This is a genomic window from Pseudomonas sp. S2_H01 (assembly GCF_054668305.1).
Genome location: NZ_CP162756.1, coordinates 3,055,310 through 3,073,327, shown reverse-complemented (window position 1 = coordinate 3,073,327; position 18,018 = coordinate 3,055,310). Strand labels below are relative to the sequence as shown.

Here is an 18,018-nt window from a genome sequence, read left to right as displayed (position 1 = left end):
CGCGAAGCGGCAGCCGATACGGCCAATGCGGCCTGCATGACACGACCAGGTCGTCTGGTTCTACTACCGGCCTCCGGCCAGAACCAACCCAGCTATTCAGCGATCCGGCGATAGCCGTGCACACAACTTCTCGACGGCCTCCAACATCTGTCCGCTGGCGCGCTCCAGGCCTTTGTCCGGCACAGCAAACAGTTGCTGCGTTTTTACCGCCCTGAGCTGTGGCCAAGCATTCCAGCGACTCAACAAGCGAGCATCGCTCGTCAGGATCACCTCCGGGTCACGCTGCAAAACCGCCTCCAGGCTGACCTGCGGCGCGGGCTGTTTGAGGTCTGCGAACACGTTCCGGGCGCCACACACACTCAGCGCATCGCTAATGATCTGCCCACCTCCCACCGTGTACAGCGGCTGATCCCAGACCTGATAGAACACGCTGACAGGCACTGCGCGGTGAAAGCGCTGACGCAGCGCAGAGAGTCGTCCACGAAACGCGTCCGCGACCTGTCGCCCCCGCTCGGCACGTCCCAGACGCACGCCAACTTGCTCGATCTGATCGGCCAGTTCATTGAGCGTGTGAGGCTCAGCGACGAAGGTCGGGATATTCAGCCGCTGCAGTTGATCGCGCTGAGCAATGCTCACACTGCCGGGCCACAGCAATAACAGATCGGGGCGCAGCGACAGCAACTGCTCCATCTGCAATTGCCCATAGCGGCCCACCGACGGCAAAGCGGCGACTGGCGCAGGACGCTCGCCACCGTCGAGCACGCCCACCAGCAAATCGGCAGCGTCCAGTTCAATCACGATTTCAGTCAGCGAGGGCGCCAGACTGATAACACGCTCAGCCGCGTTGACGTGCCAGGCCGTCAGCAACAGCAGGCAGACTAAGAGCCGGCGCATCAGGCCAACTGGCGAGGAATGCGGTAGAGGTAAAGCAGAATGACGCTGGACAGCGCCAACAGCGCGAGGGGCACAGCCTCAAGATGAGCGAACACCGCCAGCGCAGCGATCCAGGCCGGTAACCCGGCTGCCAGGAATGCCATGCGCCGGTCGGCAGCGAGTCGCAGCCAGGCGCCGGGCTCTTGCGGGGTATCCAGTGCTTTCTGCGTCGCAATCAGCGAGCGCTTGTACACACCGAAGGGTTTTAGGCTGACAAACATCGACGCCACGCCTGCGATGAACAACGGCATGGCGAACACCGACGGAGTCACCGGCTCTTCACCTCCGCCGAAAAACACACAGACAACGAGCAGCGGCCCCAGCGTCAAAGCCAGTTGCCGCCACCACGCCAGCGCCAGACGACGGCGCACGTTGCCGCGTGTCACGCCGGATCTACCTCGCTCTGATGTTCATTGCCCATCATGTGACCGAGCTTGCCGGCCTTGGTCGCCAGGTACAGCTTGTTGTGCGGGTTCTGACCGGTGTGCAGCGGCACGCGTTCGGCCACTTTGATCCCCATGTCGGTCAGGGCTTTAACCTTGCGTGGGTTGTTCGTCATCAGGCGCAACGACTTAACGCCCAAGTGCTCCAGCATCGGCAGGCAGATGGCGTAATCGCGCTGGTCAGCGGCGAACCCGAGACGCTCGTTCGCTTCGACGGTGTCTGCACCGCCGTCCTGCAATTCGTAAGCACGGATCTTGTTCATCAAGCCAATGCCGCGCCCTTCCTGGCGCAGGTACAACAACACGCCACGGCCTTCGGCCGCAATGGCGCGTAAGGCCGCCTCGAGCTGAGAACCGCAATCGCAACGCTGGCTGAACAGTGCATCGCCGGTCAGGCATTCGGAATGCACTCGACCGAGCACCGGCTCGCCGTCCGATACATCGCCAAGGCTCAGAACAACATGCTCACGACCGTTTTCTTCTTCAAGAAAGCCGTTCATTTTGAAAGTGGCAAAGGGGTAGGCAGCTTGGAAGCCGCGACAAATACGACGGGCACCGTGTGCTCCTGATCAGTATGGGGGCTGGAAATTCGCAAGGCGGCATTGTAACAGCAGGTTCCAGCAGACGCTTAGGCTGAATTGTCGGCCATTCAGATCAGGAAGTTTGATCATTGCCTCGCCCCGGTCTTGCGAGCAGCATCGTCAGCGTCGAACGGATAGGGCTGTTTCCAGCGTGCAAAAATCGGTCGTAGCTTGCCGGAATGCACCAGTTGCGCCATGCGCTGATCGAACACATCACGCAAGAAGCGTCCTCGTGCATTGTCGGCAAAGCTCAGGAACAACGGTATCGACATCAGGTACGTCGTACGAAAACGCTGCGGCTCGCTGGTCTGTCCGAGGATGAAGTCCACCTCCGGCCTGGCATCGATGTACAGGTCCGCGCGCGCGTGATCGAGCATTGGAAGAATGTGATCACGCCTGGCGACTTCGTTGAAGTGCACGACGTTGGGCAGGTAATGCTGGTATTCGTAACCGCGAACCCACGCCAGCCGGTAACTGCCCAACGTCTTCAGCGCCGGCACCGGGTTGGACGCCAGGCCCAGTGCGTAAATTTCGTCGGTATCGTAGTGCCACTTCGGATAGAGCGTGCCCTCGACCTCATGCTCGTAGGCGCCGACCCACGCATCGGCTTCGCCACGCTGCACAAGGCCTACCGCCCGTGTGTAAGGTTCTGTACGCAAAGCCACCTTGATACCGGCAGGCTCGAATATCTCCCGCATCAGGTCCCAACCCAACCCACTGCCGTCGGTTTCGGTGTAGCCGTTCCACTGCTCGCTGACCAGCACAATATCCGAAGGTTTTTCGGATGAGGTTCCCGCATAGGCGTCGCTCGCTTGGAGCCAGACGCCGGTCATCATCAGCAGCGACAGGCCAAGCAGCCATTTCATCCTTACGCGGCCCATGAGTGGTTTCCTATAACACGCCCCACACCCAGACTAGACCCTGCATCGCCAACCACGCAAAAACCCCGGCCAAAACATCGTCGAGCATGATGCCGACGCCGCCGTGTACGTGTTTGTCGATCCAGTGGATGGGCCACGGTTTGAGAATGTCGAAGAACCGGAATACCAGAAAACCCACCAGCAGCCAGACCCAGCCTTCAGGCACCAGCCACAGGGTTATCCACATGCCGACCATTTCGTCCCAGACGATGCCTTCATGGTCGTGCACACGCAGATCGTCGGCGACCTTGCCGCACAGCCAGAAGCCGAACAGCATGGTCAGCCCCAGCATCAGCCAGTAGCCCCAATCAGGCAGCATCTGCCACAACGGAATGAACGGCACGGCGACCATGGAGCCCCAGGTACCGGGCGCTTTGGGCAACGTGCCGGAGCCGAAGCCGAACGCCAGAAAATGCCAAGGGTTGGTCCATACAGACGGAGGAACGTTTTCCGCCGGGACCTGATTAGGATGGTCTGTCACCGTGTCTCCCGAAAATGTTGGTAGCCCCGCGTCAACGGAGTGATGTCCTGTCCTTGATCATCGATAAGCGCCACGCCCTGCCCTTCGACCACGCGACCCACCACTGAAACCGGCCAGCCCGCCGACACAAGGCTATCGAGCTCCGATGGCGGCAAGGTGAACGCAAGCACGTAGTCATCGCCGCCCGCCAGCGCAGCCTGTCGCGCTTCTTCAAGACCGAAGAACGACAGCAGCGCGTCGGACATCGGCAGGCGCTCGCGCTCCACTTGCAAGCGTACGCCCGATGCGAGCGCGATATGCCCACAATCGGCGAGCAGGCCGTCGGAGATATCCAGCGCCGCCGTGGCCTTCCCACGCAACGCCTGCCCCAACCCGAGTTGCGGCTGTGGCGACCAGTAACGCGCCAGCAGAACCTGTGTGGTAGACGCCTCGGTGCTGCGCTGGTTCAACACCAGCGGCAGCGCACCGGCGCCGTCGCCCAACGGCCCGCCGACACACAACAGGTCACCGGGCCTCGCGCCACTGCGGGTCAAGGCCTGCCCCGTCGGTACCGAGCCGAACACGGTCACGGTCAGGCTCAGTGGCCCTCGCGTGGTGTCGCCACCGATCAACCGCATCGAGCAGCCTTGGGCCATCTCGTTCAAACCCCGGGCGAACGCCTCCAGCCAGTCGGCAGAAACGTCCGGCAAGGTCAGAGCAAGGGTAAACGCGAGAGGGCTGGCGCCCATGGCCGCCAGATCACTGGCAGAGACACCGAGGGCACGCTGGCCCAGCAGGAAGGGGTCGCAGGCGCCGGGAAAATGCACCCCGGCGACCAGCGTGTCAGTGGAAATCGCCAACTGTTCGCCTGGCGCCACCGACAACAGGGCGCAGTCGTCGCCGATCCCCAACGCAACGCCTTCGCCGGGCTGCGCACAAGGCGCAGCGGCGAAGTAATTACGGATCAGCTCGAACTCGCCCATGGCGTAGAAACACTTGAGAGTCTGGAGAAATCCAGACGCCTCAGCGCTTGTGAGCCTTCACTTCGACTTCGCGCAGACGCGGAGCCAGCTTGTCGAGCACACCGTTGACGAACTTGTGCCCGTCGGTCGAACCGTAGACTTTCGCCAGCTCGATACCTTCGTTGATGACCACACGGTATGGCACGTCGATGCGCTCGATCATTTCCCACGTAGACAGTCGCAGAACCGCCAGCTCAACCGGGTCCAGCTCGTCGATGGTGATGTCCAGGCACGGCGTCAGTGCAGCGTCGATCTCGACCTTCTTGGCCGGAACACCGTGCAGGATGTCGCGGAAGTACGCCGCGTCGACATCACTGAAGTCGTTATCGACGCGGAACTGGGCTTCGATCTCGTTCAGCGACTGCTTGGCCATGTGCCACTGGTAGAGCGCCTGCATGGCAAGCGTGCGCGCAGCACGGCGCTTTTCACTCTTCGAGGGTTTGCCAGCGTCGGCCGGGCGAGGATCGCGCGGGTTGAACTGATCGCTTTCGTCGTTAATCACTTGGCCTCCAACTGCGCCAACAGGCTGACCATCTCGATGGCGGACAGGGCAGCTTCGGCACCTTTGTTACCGGCCTTGGTGCCGGAACGTTCGATAGCTTGCTCGATGGAATCAACGGTCAGTACGCCAAAGGCAACCGGCACGCCGAACTCCATGGAGACCTGAGCCAGGCCTTTGGTGCATTCGCCGGCCACGTATTCGAAGTGCGGCGTACCGCCACGAATCACGGCGCCCAGCGCGATGATCGCGGAGAACTCGCTGCGCTGAGCGACTTTCTGCACCACCAGCGGGATTTCGAAAGCACCCGGCGCGCGGATGATGGTGATGTCGCTTTCGCTCACGCCATGGCGAACCAGGGCATCAACGGCACCGCTCACCAGGCTTTCCACGACGAAGCTGTTGAAGCGGCCAACCACCAGGGCGTAGCGGCCTTGGGGGGCGATGAAGGTACCTTCGATGGTCTTCAGGGTCATTCGGCTGAGTCTCGTGTTCTCGTATTAAAGAGCAAGCAAGCGCGCATCAGGGGCGCGCTTTCAGGATTTTAGGCCACGAATCGGCGACCGCAGGAACAAAAACCGTGAACGCTTCAAGGCGTTCACGGCCAGTGACCTGCCGGTCTTTATTCGGAGGGCACGTATTCTACAACTTCCAGATCGAAACCGGATATCGCGTTGAACTTCATTGGCGAACTCATCAGGCGCATTTTACGTACGCCCAGGTCGCGAAGGATCTGCGAACCGGCCCCGACCGTGCTGTAAGTGGTCGGCGTTTTGACCGCTGCTCCGCCGGCGGTTTCACGCACATGGGCCAGCACGGCATCGCCGTCGAGCGGGTGACCCAGCAACAGCACCACACCGCTGCCGGCCTCTGCAACGGCCGTCATGGCGGCGCGCAGGCTCCAGCGGCCGGGCTGTTTGACCATCAGCAGGTCACGCAGCGGGTCCATGTTGTGCACGCGAACCAGCGTCGGCTCTTCAGCGCAGACCTTGCCCAGCGTCAGCGCCAGGTGAACGTCGCCCTCGACCGAATCACGGTAGGTCACCAAGTTGAACTGGCCCAGTTCACTGTCCAGCGGCTGCTCGGCAATCCGCTGAACGGTACGTTCGTGAATCATCCGGTAATGGATCAGATCGGCGATGGTGCCGATCTTGATGTTGTGCTCAGCGGCAAAGGCTTCGAGTTCGGCACGACGGGACATGGTGCCGTCGTCGTTCATCACTTCGCAGATCACGCCAGTCGGCTCGAAACCGGCCATGCGCGCCAGGTCGCAAGCCGCTTCGGTATGACCAGCGCGGGACAGCACGCCACCGGCCTGAGCCATCAGCGGGAAAATGTGGCCCGGGCTTACGATATCGTCGGCCTTGGCGTCCTTGGCGGAAGCGGCCTGCACGGTACGCGCGCGGTCAGCGGCAGAGATACCGGTGGTCACGCCTTCGGCGGCCTCGATAGAAACGGTGAACTTGGTGCCGAAGCCCGACCCGTTACGTGGCGCCATCAATGGCAGCTTCAAGGTTTCGCAGCGCTCGCGGGTCATCGGCATGCAGATCAGGCCACGGGCGTAACGCGCCATGAAGTTGATGTGCTCGGCCTTGACGCATTCGGAGGCCATGATCAGATCGCCTTCGTTCTCGCGATCTTCGTCATCCATGAGGATGACCATCTTGCCTTGGCGAATGTCTTCAACCAGCTCTTCGATATTATTGAGCGCCACGCGGCACCCCCTTCAATTCAGGATTTGAGGTAGCCGTTGGCGGCCAGAAAGCTTTCAGTGATGGTGCCGCCCTGGGCGGGCGTCGGGTCGGCGGCCTTGTCACCGAGCAGCAAGCGCTCCAGGTAACGCGCCAGCAGATCGACTTCCAGATTGATCTTACGGCCAGGGCGGTAGTCGCCCATGATTGTTTCAGAGAGCGTGTGCGGCACGATGGTCAGCTCGAACTCGGCGCCATTCACCGCGTTTACGGTCAGGCTGGTGCCGTCGACGGTGATGGAGCCCTTGTGCGAGATGTACTTGGCCAGCTCACGGGGCGCGCGCATGCGGAACTGGATCGCACGGGCATTCTCTTCGCGGGACAGCACTTCGCCAACACCGTCGACATGCCCGCTGACCAGATGGCCGCCCAGACGCGTGGTCGGGGTCAGGGCCTTTTCCAGGTTGACGCGACTGCCGGTCTTCAAGTCCACGAACGCCGTGACGTCCAGGGTTTCACGACTGACATCGGCCCAGAAGCCGTCGCCTGGCAGTTCTACGGCGGTCAGGCAGACGCCGTTGACGGCGATGCTGTCGCCCAGCTTGACGTCGGAGAGGTCGAGTTTGCCGGTCTCTACATAAACGCGGACGTCGCCGCCTTTAGGAGTAATGGCGCGGATACTGCCGATGGATTCGATAATGCCGGTAAACATGGGTCCTCCGGGAGAACAGGGCCAGCGTTGATACGATGGCCGAAAATTATACGCTCGCGCTCGGCGTTGGTATTGCGATGACTCGCCAGTCATTGCCCACAGCACGCATTTCGATGATCTTGAGCTCGAGCGCTTCGCTCATCTGCGCCAACGGCAGGTCCAGCAAAGGCCGCGCTGACGACCCCATGAACTTGCCGGCGACGAAAATCTGGAACTCGTCGACCAGCCCCAGGCGAGTGAACGCACCGGCGAGCTTGGGACCCGCTTCTACCAGCACGTCGTTGACGCCACGGGACGCGAGTTCTACCAGCAACTTGCGCAGGTCGACATGCCCGCCGCTGCTGGGCAATGCCAGCATCTCGTGGCCCTCTTCGTGGTATCGCTCACGCGCCGACGCCGCGGCACAGGTCACCACCAGCGCACTGCCCGCCTTGAAGAACGGGGCATCCAGCGGCACGCGCAAGCGCCCGTCGACCAACACTCGCAGCGGCGGCCGGGTCACGGCAAGCGCCGTCAATTCAGCGTTCAGCCCCAGTTCATCAGGGCGTACGGTGAGGCGCGCGTTATCGGCCAGCACAGTGTCGGCGCCGGTCAGCACGACGCTTGACTGAGCACGCAGACGCTGCACTGCAGAACGGGCCTCAGGGCCGGTGATCCACTGGCTTTCGCCACTGGCCATCGCGGTACGACCGTCCAGGCTCATCGCCAGCTTCACCCGCACATACGGCAGGCCGTGTTCCATGCGCTTGAGAAAACCTTTGTTGAGCGCCCGCGCTTCGCCTTCCAGCACACCGCTCTGAACGGCGATACCGGCGCTCATCAAACGCAGCAAGCCGCGTCCGGCAACATCGGGATTGGGGTCTTGCATCGCCGCGACCACACGCGCCACACCGGCATTGACCAGTGCGTCGGCGCAGGGCGGCGTGCGCCCGTGGTGGCTGCAAGGTTCGAGGGTGACGTAGGCGGTTGCGCCTTTGGCCTTGTCGCCCGCCTGACGCAGTGCGTGGACTTCAGCGTGGGGCTCGCCTGCACGGACATGCCAGCCCTCGCCGACCACTTCACCATCACGCACGATCACACAACCCACTCGAGGATTAGGGTGCGTCGAGTAGACGCCCTTGCGCGCCAGTTCCAGCGCTCGCGCCATATAAGCGGCGTCGAGCACGCTTTGCTCTGTGGGGGACATGCTCACTCTTTAACCGGCTCGCGGGCCAGTCGGTCGATTTCTTCGCGGAATTCGTTGAGGTCCTGGAACCGCCGGTATACCGAAGCAAAGCGGATATACGCCACTTCGTCGAGTTTCTGCAGTTCGGCCATGACCAGCTCGCCGACGATCAGGGATTTGACCTCGCGCTCACCGGTCGCCCGCAGTTTGCTCTTGATGTGAGCCAGGGCCGCTTCAAGACGCTCGACGCTGACCGGACGCTTCTCAAGCGCGCGTTGCATGCCGGCGCGCAGCTTTTCTTCATCGAAGGGCTGGCGACTGCCGTCCTGCTTGATCAGCCGTGGCAGGACCAGTTCGGCGGTTTCGAACGTGGTGAAACGTTCGCCGCACGCGACGCATTCACGACGGCGACGAACCTGATCGCCTTCGGCGACGAGGCGCGAGTCAATGACTTTGGTGTCGTTGGCACCGCAAAAGGGACAGTGCATGGTGGCAGGCAACAAAAAAAGGGAGGGCCATGGTAGCGCATCCCACCGGCAAGACAAGTCTCGGGGTTTGAGGTATATAGACGCGCATCCGGTGCAGCGAAAGCTGTCACCCTCGGCGATACTGCGTGAAGTCCCGCGTGTCCCCATCGATTCCGTTTTTGCTGGAGCTGTTCATGACGCTACGTTCGCTCGCTGTAATCAGCCTGCTCGGCCTGCTCGCCGCCTGTAGCACTGCTGAGCCGCCCAAACCTGCTGCGCCCGCCAAGCCGGCGCCGAATGCGATCAAACTGCCGGAAGGCCCCGGCCCGCTTCTGCCGTATCAACGCGAATTGAGCGGCCAGTTGCTGGGCGTACCCGCCGGCGCCGAGGTTGAGCTGGCGTTGCTGGTGATCGATGACCGCAACCGCCCGCAAAAGCTGCTGAGCAGCACCAAGCTCACCGGCAACAACCAGTCGTTGCCGTTTCAGCTGCGCTTCAACCCGGAAGCGTTTCCGCAAGGTGCGCGGGTCGAGTTGCGCGGCCGCGCCAGTCAGTCGGGTCAGTTGATCCTGCACCTGCCGTCGGTGCTGATTGCCAGGCCTGACACTCAAGCGTTGGGCCAGCTGCAATTCGTCACCGCGCCATGACACCGCCGCCGCATCTGCAGGCGGCGCTGAACGAACGGCTGGGCGACGCCCGATTGGTCGCCGAGCCGTTGCCGGGCACGGACCTGAAGCTATGGCTGATCGACGCCGACAACATGGACCGTGCGTTCAGCCCTGAAGAGACCCGGCGCATCCTTGAAGAGCCGCCCTACTGGAGTTTCTGCTGGGCCAGCGGTCTGGCGCTGGCGCGTTTCCTGGCCGAGCAGCCGCAGTGGGTGGAGGGCAAGCGGGTACTGGATTTCGGCGCGGGTTCGGGCGTCGCGGGCATCGCCGCCATGAAGGCTGGCGCGCTGGAGGTGGTGGCGTGCGATCTCGATCCCATCGCGCTTGCCTCGTGCAAGGCCAACGCCGACCTTAACGGCGTGACGCTCGGCTACTCCGCAGACTTCTTTGCCGAAGCCGACCGGTTCGATCTGATTCTCGTGGCCGACGTGCTGTACGACCGGGCCAACCTGCCGTTGCTGGATCAGTTTCTCAGCCGGGGCAAAGCCGCACTGGTGGCCGACTCGCGGGTCAGGGATTTTCAGCATCCGCTGTATGAGCGACTGGGGATTCTGGAGGCCCTGACCTTGCCGGATCTGGCCGAGCCGTGGGAGTTTCGCAGGGTGAGTCTGTATCACGCAGCACGATAACGCCCCCCTTGTAGGAGCGTGGCTTGCCCCGCGACCGGCTGCGAAGCAGTCGTAAATCCGGTGTACGCGGTGCAGCAGAAAAACTGCATTGACAGGGTTTACGACGACTCCGTCGCCGGTCGCGGGACAAGCGACGCTCCTACAAGACATCACCGTCCTTTCAACAACACCCGGCCGCCCTTTATAGTTGGCCCCATTAAGCCTTTTTCGAGACTTGCGATGAGCCAGGACACGCCGTACATCTTCGATGCGACCACTGCCACTTTCGATCAGTTGGTCATCGAGAATTCCTTTCACAAACCCGTGCTGGTGGATTTCTGGGCCGAGTGGTGCGCGCCCTGCAAGGTGCTGATGCCGTTGCTGGCGCAGATTGCAGAGAGCTATCAAGGCGAACTGTTGCTGGCGAAAGTCGACTGTGACGCAGAGCAGGACATCGTTGCCCGCTTCGGTATTCGCAGCCTGCCGACCGTCGTGCTGTTCAAGGACGGTCAGCCAGTAGACGGTTTCGCCGGCGCCCAGCCTGAATCACAAATCCGCGCGCTGCTTGAACCGCATGTCCAAATGCCGCCTCCGGCCGCGGCCGACCCGCTGCAAACCGCTCAGGAAATGTTCGCCGCGAGCCATTTCGCGGAAGCGGAAGCGGTGCTGCAGACCATCCTCACCGAGGACAACACCAACGCCGCCGCGCTGATTCTGTACGCGCGCTGCCTGGCTGAACGTGGCGAGCTGAGCGAAGCCCGCGCTGTACTGGACGCGGTTAAAGGCGACGATCACAAAGCCGCACTGGCAGGCGCGAAAGCTCAGTTGACCTTCCTCGGGGAAGCCAAGGCACTGCCGGATGCAGCGGACCTGAAGAGCCGTCTGGCGCAAAATCCGCAGGACGATGAAGCCGCGCATCAACTGGCGATCCATCAGTTGTCCCGCCAGCAGTACGACGCAGCACTGGAAGGCTTGCTCAAACTGTTTATCCGCAACCGCAACTACAACGAAGGCCAACCGCACAAGACCCTGCTGCAGGTGTTCGACCTACTGGGCAACGACCACCCGCTGGTGACCACCTATCGCCGCAAGTTGTTTGCTGCGCTTTACTGAAGTGACTCCGGCCCTGTAGGGCTTTAGCCAGGATTGCGTCGGGAGATCCCAGGCATCACTCCACCCAGTGATACTCCGGCGCATCGCCATGGCTTTCGACTTTGACGTTGGCACTGTGGCGCATGCGCACCATCAGGCGCTTGCCCGCTGCCGTGCTGCCCGCCAGCCCTTCCAGCTGTCCTAGCAGGTCAGGCCCGCTCATGTGGCCGGCCTTGCGCAGCAGCTCCTGCGCGATCTCCCAAACCGCGTCATTACGGCTGGGCCCCGATTTGGCCGATGACTCGCTGAGCGGTTTGTTCTCCTGTACCGGCACGCCCAGTTGCGTACCCAACCGGACCCAGTCGCTTTCGTCCATCTCCACGGTCAGATCCACCGGCATGTCGCCGACGGTTCCACGGATTCGCAACATGATGTGTGTCCTCTGGTTGACTGAGCGGCATGGTCCCACAGGTACTCCCGAGCTGCACGCGGTCCTCTGAATGTACAGAACTCACTGACACGACACTCCTACAGTTCCCGAGCAAAAAAGTTAAGAACGCCCGCAACTTATTGTTATAAGATCACATAACAAATTTCCAATCCCGTCCTGGAGCCTTCTCTTATGCGTCGTCTGTTACTCGCCTTGCCCTTCGCGCTGCTGCCGCTGACCCTCGCCCACGCTGCCGATGAACATGATCACGATCATGAACACGGCAGCCTCGGCGCGCATGTGCACGGTGTGGCGCGACTGGACATGGCGCTGGATGGCCGCACGCTGGAACTGGAGCTGGACACCCCAGCCATGAACATCGTCGGCTTCGAACACGCCGCCACGTCCGCTGCTGACAAAACAACGTTGGCGCTGGCGCGGGAAACCCTGCTCAAACCCCACGGGCTGTTCAGTATTCCGGAAGCAGCAGGCTGCACAGTGACCAAGCAGAAGCTGGAAAGCCCCTTGTTCGGCGACAAGGACGATGACCACGACGACGGGGATGCGGACGAGCACGAACACAGCGAAATCCACGGTCATTACCAGTTCACCTGCAATGTGCCTGCTGTGCTCAACAAGCTGGACCTGACCCAGCTGTTCAAAAGCTTCCCGGCGACCCAAACCATTCAGGTACAACTGGTGACACCGAAACGCCAGATGGGCGCTGAAGTGCGTCCGAGCAACCCAGTGGTCAAGTTTTAACCCACGTGGCTTCACACACGACCGGGGCCTCCCGGTCGTTCACCTTTGAGATGCGATTGAGGCCATGACTCAAGCACTTATCGAGCTGTCCGGACTTGGCTTTGCCTGGCCGGGACACCCTCCTCTGCTGGACATCCCGGCGTTTCGCCTGGAGCCGGGCGAAACCCTGTTTCTCAAAGGCCCCAGCGGCAGCGGCAAAACCACGTTGCTGGGTCTTCTGGGCGGCGTGCAAAAACCCGATCGGGGCAGCATTCGCCTGCTGGGCCAAGAACTGACAGAACTGTCTGCCGGCGCCCGCGACCGGTTTCGCGTCGATCACACCGGCTACATCTTCCAGCAGTTCAACCTGCTGCCGTTTCTGTCGGTGCGCGAGAACGTCGAGTTGCCCTGTCATTTCTCCAGACTGCGCGCAGAACGAGCGACACAGCGTCATGGCAGCGTTGGTCAAGCTGCGACGGCACTGCTCGCGCATTTAGGCCTCAAAGATCCACATTTGTTGAGCCGTCGCGCCGACGCGTTGTCCATCGGCCAACAGCAACGGGTCGCCGCCGCCCGCGCATTGATCGGCCAGCCCGAACTGGTGATCGCTGACGAACCCACATCGGCGCTCGATGCCGACGCTCGTGAGGCCTTCATTCAGCTGCTGTTCGCCGAATGCCGCGAGGCCGGTGCCAGCCTGCTGTTTGTCAGTCACGATCAGAGCCTGGCGCCACTGTTCGACCGCAACCTGTCGCTGGCCGAGCTCAATCGCGCCACCGTCGCCACCGAGGTTTGAGATGTATCTTCTGCGCCTGGCGCTGGCCAGCCTTGCCAACCGCCGTTTTACCGCGTTTCTCACGGCGTTCGCCATTGCCCTGTCGGTCTGCCTGCTACTGGCGGTCGAACGCGTACGCACCGAAGCCCGTGCCAGCTTTGCGAGCACCATCAGCGGCACCGACCTGATCGTCGGCGCACGCTCAGGCTCGGTGAACCTGTTGCTGTATTCGGTTTTCCGCATCGGCAACGCCACCAACAACATTCGCTGGGACAGCTTCGAACACTTCGCCAACAGCAAGCAGGTGAAGTGGGCGATCCCGATTTCATTGGGCGACAGCCATCGCAGCTATCGGGTGATGGGCACCAACGAATCGTATTTCGAGCATTACCAGTACGGCCGCCAGCAGCACCTTGAACTGGCCGAAGGTCGCCCGTTCGCCACCGACCCATTTGAAGTGGTGCTGGGCGCCGAAGTGGCCGACGCCCTGCATTACAAACTGGGCGACAAGCTGGTGCTCGCTCACGGCGTGGCGGTAGTAAGCCTGGTCAAGCACGACGACAAGCCGTTCACCGTGGTCGGCATTCTCAAACGCACCGGCACGCCGGTGGACCGCACGTTGCACATCAGTCTGGGCGGCATGGAAGCGATCCACATTGACTGGCATAACGGCGTGCCGGCCCAGGGCGCCGGGCGTATCACGGCTGATCAGGCGCGCAACATGGACCTGACGCCGACGGCCATCACGGCCTTCATGCTCGGGCTGAACAACAAAATTTCAACCTTTGCCTTGCAGCGGGAGATCAACGAATTCCGGGGCGAACCGATGCTGGCGATCCTGCCGGGCGTTGCATTGCAGGAGCTTTGGAGTCTGATGGGCACGGCAGAGAAAGCGCTGTTCGTGATTTCGTTGTTCGTGGTGCTGACCGGTTTGATCGGCATGTTGACGGCGATTCTCACCAGCCTCAACGAGCGTCGCAGGGAGATGGCGATTTTGCGTTCGGTCGGCGCGCGCCCTTGGCATATCGCCAGCCTGCTGATCCTGGAAGCCTTCGCGCTGGCGCTCGCCGGTGCGATCAGCGGGTTGGCGTTGCTCTACATCGGCATTGCCGCTGCTCAGGGTTACGTGCAGGCGAATTACGGCTTGTACTTGCCACTGTCGCTGCCGAGCGCTTATGAATGGACACTGTTGGGCGGCATTCTCGGTGCCGCGCTGCTGATGGGCGTCGTACCCGCCTGGCGGGCGTATCGTCAATCGCTGGCAGACGGCCTGTCAATCCGGTTATGAGGACGTGTTGATGCGTAGGCTGTGGATGATGATGGTGTCGCTGGTGCTCTCGGCGCCGCTGTGGGCGCAGGATCTGCGCGTGCTGACCTGGCAGGAGATGATTCCGCCCGATGCGCCGCCGGTGAAACTGATCACGGCGCCCATCCACAACCTGTCGCAAATGGCCGACACGCTGTCGGTGGAATCGGCGCCGGCGGCTCATCAGCTGGCGCCCCACGCGCCGGTGGTCAAATCGCTGGATGGGGAAAGGGTGAGATTGCCGGGGTACATCGTGCCTCTGGAAGTCAGCGAAGAAGGCCGGGTGACGGAGTTTCTGCTGGTCCCGTATTTCGGCGCCTGCATCCACGTGCCGCCGCCGCCCCCGAATCAGATCGTCCACGTCACGAGCGAGCTTGGCGTGAAGGTCGATGAGCTGTACCAGCCGTACTGGATCGAAGGGCCGATGCAAGTCAAATCATCGACCAGCGAACTGGCCGACGCCGGGTATCAGATGGAGGCCGACAAGATTCTGGTATACGAGCTGCCGGACCAGTAGCAATCACCTGGCTAGCGCATTCCGCTGTGGGAGCGAATTCATTCGCGATGCGTCTCTACAACCACCAAAAATGTGTGGAATGTGCCGGCCCATCGCGAATGAATTTGCTCCACAAGGACATTCGTCACGCGAGGATCAAGTCCACAGGATTGCGACCGATTTCATTGAGCCAGGTCAAAACCCTCGATCCAGACGCTTCGTAACATAAGGCATCCCTTTTTTATGCCCTTACGGAGCCCCCATGAACACGTCCTTGCTCGGCGCATCGGTCCTCGCGCTCGCACTCGCTGTCCCTCTTGCCGCCCACGCCCATCAGGCCGGCGACATCATCGTTCGCGCCGGTGCTGCCACCACCGCGCCCAATGAAGACAGCGGCAATCTGAAGTTCGACGGCGTGAAGGCACCGGGCACCAAAGCGACGCTGGACAGCGATACCCAACTGGGCCTGACCTTCGCCTACATGTTGACCGATCACGTCGGAGTCGAGTTACTGGCCTCAACGCCTTTCCAGCACACGGTCGCCATCAAGGGCCTTGGCGCGGGTCTGGACGGCAAGCTGGCTGACGTTAAACAACTTCCGCCAACGCTATCGCTGCAGTACTACCCTATGGAGGCAAATTCGAAGTTCCAGCCCTATGCCGGTCTAGGCGTGAACTACACCTGGTTCTATGACGAGAACCTGAGCAGCGACCGAAAAGGCCAAGGCATGAACAACCTGCACATCGACAACTCGTGGGGTTGGGCGGGGCAAGTGGGCATGGACTACATGCTCACGGACCACGTGATGGTCAACGCCGCTGTCTGGTATGTGGACATCAACACCCAGGCTTCTCTGGATGGTCCATCAGCGTTGGGCATCGGCGGGACCAAGGTCAATGTTGACGTCGATCCTTGGGTGTACATGCTCGGGTTCGGTTACAAGTTTTAAGCCCGACACGACTCGCTTGTGCAGGAGCGCGCTTGCCCGCGACTGGAACGACGTGGTGTGACTTAACACCGCGTTGTCCCGATCGCGGGCAGGCGCGCTCCTGCAGTCGTTTAGTGCCCCATCAAACGCGCCAGCCCGACCTTCAGCGGCGTCGGCGTCGGCACCTTGAAGCGCTGCAGCAGACGCTCATTGTTGGCGCGAGAGTGCTTGATGTCACCTGACCGCGCGGCCAGGTAGGTCACCGGCGGAAGACTGCCCACCACCTGCTCAAACGCCGCCAGCAGCTCATTCAGCGAGGTGGTCGCATTCAAGCCCACGTTGACCGCACCCTCTGCCACTTCATGCAGTTCGAAACCCTGCACCACGAGATCGACCAGGTCTTCGACGTAGAAAAAGTCTCGCGTCTGCTCGCCGTCACCAAACACTGAAATAGGCACGCCTTTCTCGGCCCGCTCAGCGAAGATGCTGATCACGCCCGAGTACGGCGAGGATGGGTCCTGCCGTGGCCCGAAGATATTGAAGAAGCGAAACACGACAGGCTCAAGACCATGCTGACGACGGTAGAAGTCGAAATAGTGTTCGCTGGCCAGCTTGTCTGACGCGTACGGCGTCAGCGGGGCTTTAGGCGTGTCTTCGGTGATGGCTTCGCCTTCGCCATTATTGCCGTACACCGCTGCGCTCGAGGCAAACACCACGCGCTTGATACCGGCCTGGCGCATGGCCTCGCAGACGTTCAACGTGCCGATGAAATTGCTCTGATGGGTTCTCACCGGATCGTCCACCGACGCCTGCACAGAGGCCACCGCCGCCAGATGCGCAACGGCCTGACACCCTGCTGCGGCGCGCGCGACCAATGCAGCATCGGCAACGTCACCTTCGATCAGCTCGACCCGAGGATTGTCCAGCGGCAGATTGCTGCGCTTGCCGGTGGACAGATCGTCGAGCACGCGCACCGCGTACCCCTTGGCGAGCAAGGCGTCGACCAGGTGCGAGCCAATGAAACCGGCGCCGCCGGTGATGAGGACAGGAGCATCAGACATGACGGTAGTAGCGGTCCAATAAGCTGGGCAAACCGGCACGCCATGCGCGAGGCTTGATACCAAAGGTGTGAAGGATTTTCTTGCAGGCCAGCACGGCGTTCTGCGGCTCTTCGGCGACATCCGGGCTCGCGGCGTGGGCCTGAGCGGTCGGTGCCTCGATCGCCAGAGGACGCATCAGGCGTGCCTCGGTGAGGATGGCCTGACCGAGCGCCAGCGGCGTGGTCGCCTCGTGGCCAGCGTAGTGATACGTGCCCCACAGCGGCGCTGCGCAATCCAGCTGCTTGAGCACCGAAATGATCACGCGCGCCGCATCATCCACTGGCGTCGGATTGCCGCGACGGTCATCGGCCAGAAGCAACTCATCGGGCGATTCGGCGCGGGTCAGAAACCGCCCCAGCACACCGTCGGCACTGTCGTCGAGCAACCAGCCGAAGCGCAACAGCACATGTTGCGGGCAGGTCGCACGCACGCTTTGTTCGATACGCCAGAGCGCCTGGCCACGCGACCCCAGTGGCACGGGTTCGTCTTTCTCGCTGTAGGCGGTCGCCCGCGAGCCATCGAACACGCGATAACTGGAAGGTTGAACCAGAACGATGTTGTGGTGCTGGCACAGCTCGGCAAGACGCTCTACCGAGCGTTCCTGGGTGTTCAACCTCTCTGCACTTACGCTCCCCGCCTGAAACCAGTCGAAGTAATAAGCAAGGTTGATCAAGGCATCCGGGCGGGTGTCATCGAGCAGTTGCGTCAGGCTTGCCGCATCCCAACCGTCTTGCGGTGGACGCGGTGCGAGGAATCCAATGTCCTCCTCGGCACCCAGACGAATCAACGCCTGCCCAAGGGCATTCCCGCCGCCCAACAGCATAAGGCGCATTCGCATAGAGTCAGCAGGCTCAGTCTTAGAAAAAATAGGTGAAAAACGCTCGCAAACATAACACGTCGGTGGATAAGTCCCAACAGGTGGCAGTCGATGCCCATTGTAGGAGCGCGCCTGCCCGCGATGAGGAAATGTCAGCCGACATC

The 18,018-nt window shown here is 61.7% G+C and carries 22 protein-coding genes and 1 pseudogene; 8 read left to right on the top strand and 15 right to left on the bottom strand.

Annotated features, from left to right (window positions below):
- Positions 1 to 96: 96 nt before the first annotated feature.
- The 12 genes and pseudogenes from AB4N84_RS13770 to nrdR form a co-directional block, all read right to left on the bottom strand.
- The gene (locus AB4N84_RS13770) at positions 97 to 894 is read right to left on the bottom strand and encodes a cobalamin-binding protein (protein ID WP_460046722.1); all 798 of its coding nucleotides are present in this window, start codon (positions 892 to 894) and stop codon (positions 97 to 99) included.
- Positions 894 to 1,319 carry an MFS transporter gene (locus AB4N84_RS13765; RefSeq protein WP_460046720.1) on the bottom strand — a complete coding sequence of 142 codons (426 nt, stop codon included), beginning with the start codon at positions 1,317 to 1,319 and terminating at the stop codon, positions 894 to 896. The genes AB4N84_RS13770 and AB4N84_RS13765 overlap by 1 nt, the downstream gene beginning before the upstream one ends.
- Positions 1,316 to 1,932, bottom strand: a pseudogene (ribA, locus tag AB4N84_RS13760) (GTP cyclohydrolase II). Before ribA ends, AB4N84_RS13765 begins: the two are co-directional and overlap by 4 nt.
- Positions 1,933 to 2,043: 111 nt before the next feature.
- A complete protein-coding gene (locus AB4N84_RS13755; protein WP_460046719.1) occupies positions 2,044 to 2,838 on the bottom strand; it encodes an ABC transporter substrate-binding protein in 795 nt (264 codons plus the stop codon).
- Between the two features lie 10 nt (positions 2,839 to 2,848).
- Positions 2,849 to 3,358, bottom strand: coding sequence for a phosphatidylglycerophosphatase A family protein (locus tag AB4N84_RS13750; RefSeq protein ID WP_062384742.1), 510 nt, complete (start codon positions 3,356 to 3,358; stop codon positions 2,849 to 2,851).
- Complete coding sequence (gene thiL / locus AB4N84_RS13745; RefSeq protein WP_460046717.1) at positions 3,355 to 4,320, bottom strand: thiamine-phosphate kinase; 966 nt, start codon at positions 4,318 to 4,320, stop codon at positions 3,355 to 3,357. Before thiL ends, AB4N84_RS13750 begins: the two co-directional genes overlap by 4 nt.
- A gap of 40 nt (positions 4,321 to 4,360) precedes the next feature.
- Positions 4,361 to 4,861 carry a transcription antitermination factor NusB gene (gene nusB / locus AB4N84_RS13740; RefSeq protein ID WP_460046715.1) on the bottom strand — a complete coding sequence of 167 codons (501 nt, stop codon included), beginning with the start codon at positions 4,859 to 4,861 and terminating at the stop codon, positions 4,361 to 4,363.
- Complete coding sequence (gene ribH, locus AB4N84_RS13735) at positions 4,858 to 5,334, bottom strand: 6,7-dimethyl-8-ribityllumazine synthase (RefSeq protein ID WP_074756916.1); 477 nt, start codon at positions 5,332 to 5,334, stop codon at positions 4,858 to 4,860. The genes nusB and ribH overlap by 4 nt, the downstream gene beginning before the upstream one ends.
- A 146-nt stretch (positions 5,335 to 5,480) precedes the next feature.
- Complete coding sequence (gene ribBA, locus AB4N84_RS13730) at positions 5,481 to 6,572, bottom strand: bifunctional 3,4-dihydroxy-2-butanone-4-phosphate synthase/GTP cyclohydrolase II (RefSeq protein WP_074756914.1); 1,092 nt, start codon at positions 6,570 to 6,572, stop codon at positions 5,481 to 5,483.
- A 17-nt stretch (positions 6,573 to 6,589) separates the two neighbouring features.
- Complete coding sequence (locus AB4N84_RS13725; protein ID WP_074756912.1) at positions 6,590 to 7,261, bottom strand: riboflavin synthase; 672 nt, start codon at positions 7,259 to 7,261, stop codon at positions 6,590 to 6,592.
- Between the two features lie 46 nt (positions 7,262 to 7,307).
- Positions 7,308 to 8,447, bottom strand: a complete 1,140-nt coding sequence (ribD, locus tag AB4N84_RS13720) for a bifunctional diaminohydroxyphosphoribosylaminopyrimidine deaminase/5-amino-6-(5-phosphoribosylamino)uracil reductase RibD (protein ID WP_460046714.1) — start codon at positions 8,445 to 8,447, stop codon at positions 7,308 to 7,310.
- A gap of 2 nt (positions 8,448 to 8,449) precedes the next feature.
- Entirely contained in the window at positions 8,450 to 8,914 is a 465-nt protein-coding gene (gene nrdR, locus AB4N84_RS13715; protein WP_167362104.1) for a transcriptional regulator NrdR, read from the bottom strand.
- A gap of 173 nt (positions 8,915 to 9,087) precedes the next feature.
- Here nrdR and AB4N84_RS13710 point away from each other — a divergent pair, with 173 nt between their 5' ends.
- From AB4N84_RS13710 to trxA, 3 genes are all read left to right on the top strand, one after another.
- Positions 9,088 to 9,540: a YbaY family lipoprotein gene (locus AB4N84_RS13710; RefSeq protein WP_074756906.1), complete on the top strand. Its 453-nt coding sequence runs from the start codon at positions 9,088 to 9,090 to the stop codon at positions 9,538 to 9,540.
- Entirely contained in the window at positions 9,537 to 10,190 is a 654-nt protein-coding gene (locus AB4N84_RS13705; protein WP_460046712.1) for a class I SAM-dependent methyltransferase, read from the top strand. The genes AB4N84_RS13710 and AB4N84_RS13705 overlap by 4 nt, the downstream gene beginning before the upstream one ends.
- Positions 10,191 to 10,409: 219 nt before the next feature.
- The gene (trxA, locus tag AB4N84_RS13700; protein WP_074756902.1) at positions 10,410 to 11,282 is read left to right on the top strand and encodes a thioredoxin; all 873 of its coding nucleotides are present in this window, start codon (positions 10,410 to 10,412) and stop codon (positions 11,280 to 11,282) included.
- 55 nt (positions 11,283 to 11,337) lie between these two features.
- Here trxA and AB4N84_RS13695 read toward each other — a convergent pair whose 3' ends face one another.
- Positions 11,338 to 11,691: a hypothetical protein gene (locus tag AB4N84_RS13695; RefSeq protein ID WP_460046710.1), complete on the bottom strand. Its 354-nt coding sequence runs from the start codon at positions 11,689 to 11,691 to the stop codon at positions 11,338 to 11,340.
- Between the two features lie 192 nt (positions 11,692 to 11,883).
- Here AB4N84_RS13695 and AB4N84_RS13690 point away from each other — a divergent pair, with 192 nt between their 5' ends.
- The 5 genes from AB4N84_RS13690 (at position 11,884) to AB4N84_RS13670 (ending at position 15,958) form a co-directional block, all read left to right on the top strand.
- Positions 11,884 to 12,453: a DUF2796 domain-containing protein gene (locus AB4N84_RS13690; protein WP_074756898.1), complete on the top strand. Its 570-nt coding sequence runs from the start codon at positions 11,884 to 11,886 to the stop codon at positions 12,451 to 12,453.
- 64 nt (positions 12,454 to 12,517) lie between these two features.
- Positions 12,518 to 13,228, top strand: a complete 711-nt coding sequence (locus AB4N84_RS13685; RefSeq protein ID WP_460046709.1) for an ABC transporter ATP-binding protein — start codon at positions 12,518 to 12,520, stop codon at positions 13,226 to 13,228.
- Between the two features lies 1 nt (position 13,229).
- Positions 13,230 to 14,495: an ABC transporter permease gene (locus AB4N84_RS13680; protein ID WP_460046707.1), complete on the top strand. Its 1,266-nt coding sequence runs from the start codon at positions 13,230 to 13,232 to the stop codon at positions 14,493 to 14,495.
- 10 nt (positions 14,496 to 14,505) lie between these two features.
- Positions 14,506 to 15,030, top strand: a complete 525-nt coding sequence (locus AB4N84_RS13675) for a DUF3299 domain-containing protein (RefSeq protein WP_074756892.1) — start codon at positions 14,506 to 14,508, stop codon at positions 15,028 to 15,030.
- Positions 15,031 to 15,271: 241 nt separating this feature from the next.
- A complete protein-coding gene (locus AB4N84_RS13670; RefSeq protein WP_460046706.1) occupies positions 15,272 to 15,958 on the top strand; it encodes an OmpW/AlkL family protein in 687 nt (228 codons plus the stop codon).
- Positions 15,959 to 16,068: 110 nt separating this feature from the next.
- Here the strand turns inward: AB4N84_RS13670 and AB4N84_RS13665 are convergent, their stop codons facing one another.
- Together AB4N84_RS13665 and AB4N84_RS13660 are read right to left on the bottom strand one after the other, a co-directional pair.
- Positions 16,069 to 16,998, bottom strand: a complete 930-nt coding sequence (locus AB4N84_RS13665) for an NAD-dependent epimerase/dehydratase family protein (protein ID WP_460046704.1) — start codon at positions 16,996 to 16,998, stop codon at positions 16,069 to 16,071.
- A complete protein-coding gene (locus tag AB4N84_RS13660) occupies positions 16,991 to 17,875 on the bottom strand; it encodes a sugar nucleotide-binding protein (RefSeq protein WP_074756886.1) in 885 nt (294 codons plus the stop codon). The genes AB4N84_RS13665 and AB4N84_RS13660 overlap by 8 nt, the downstream gene beginning before the upstream one ends.
- Positions 17,876 to 18,018: the final 143 nt, after the last annotated feature.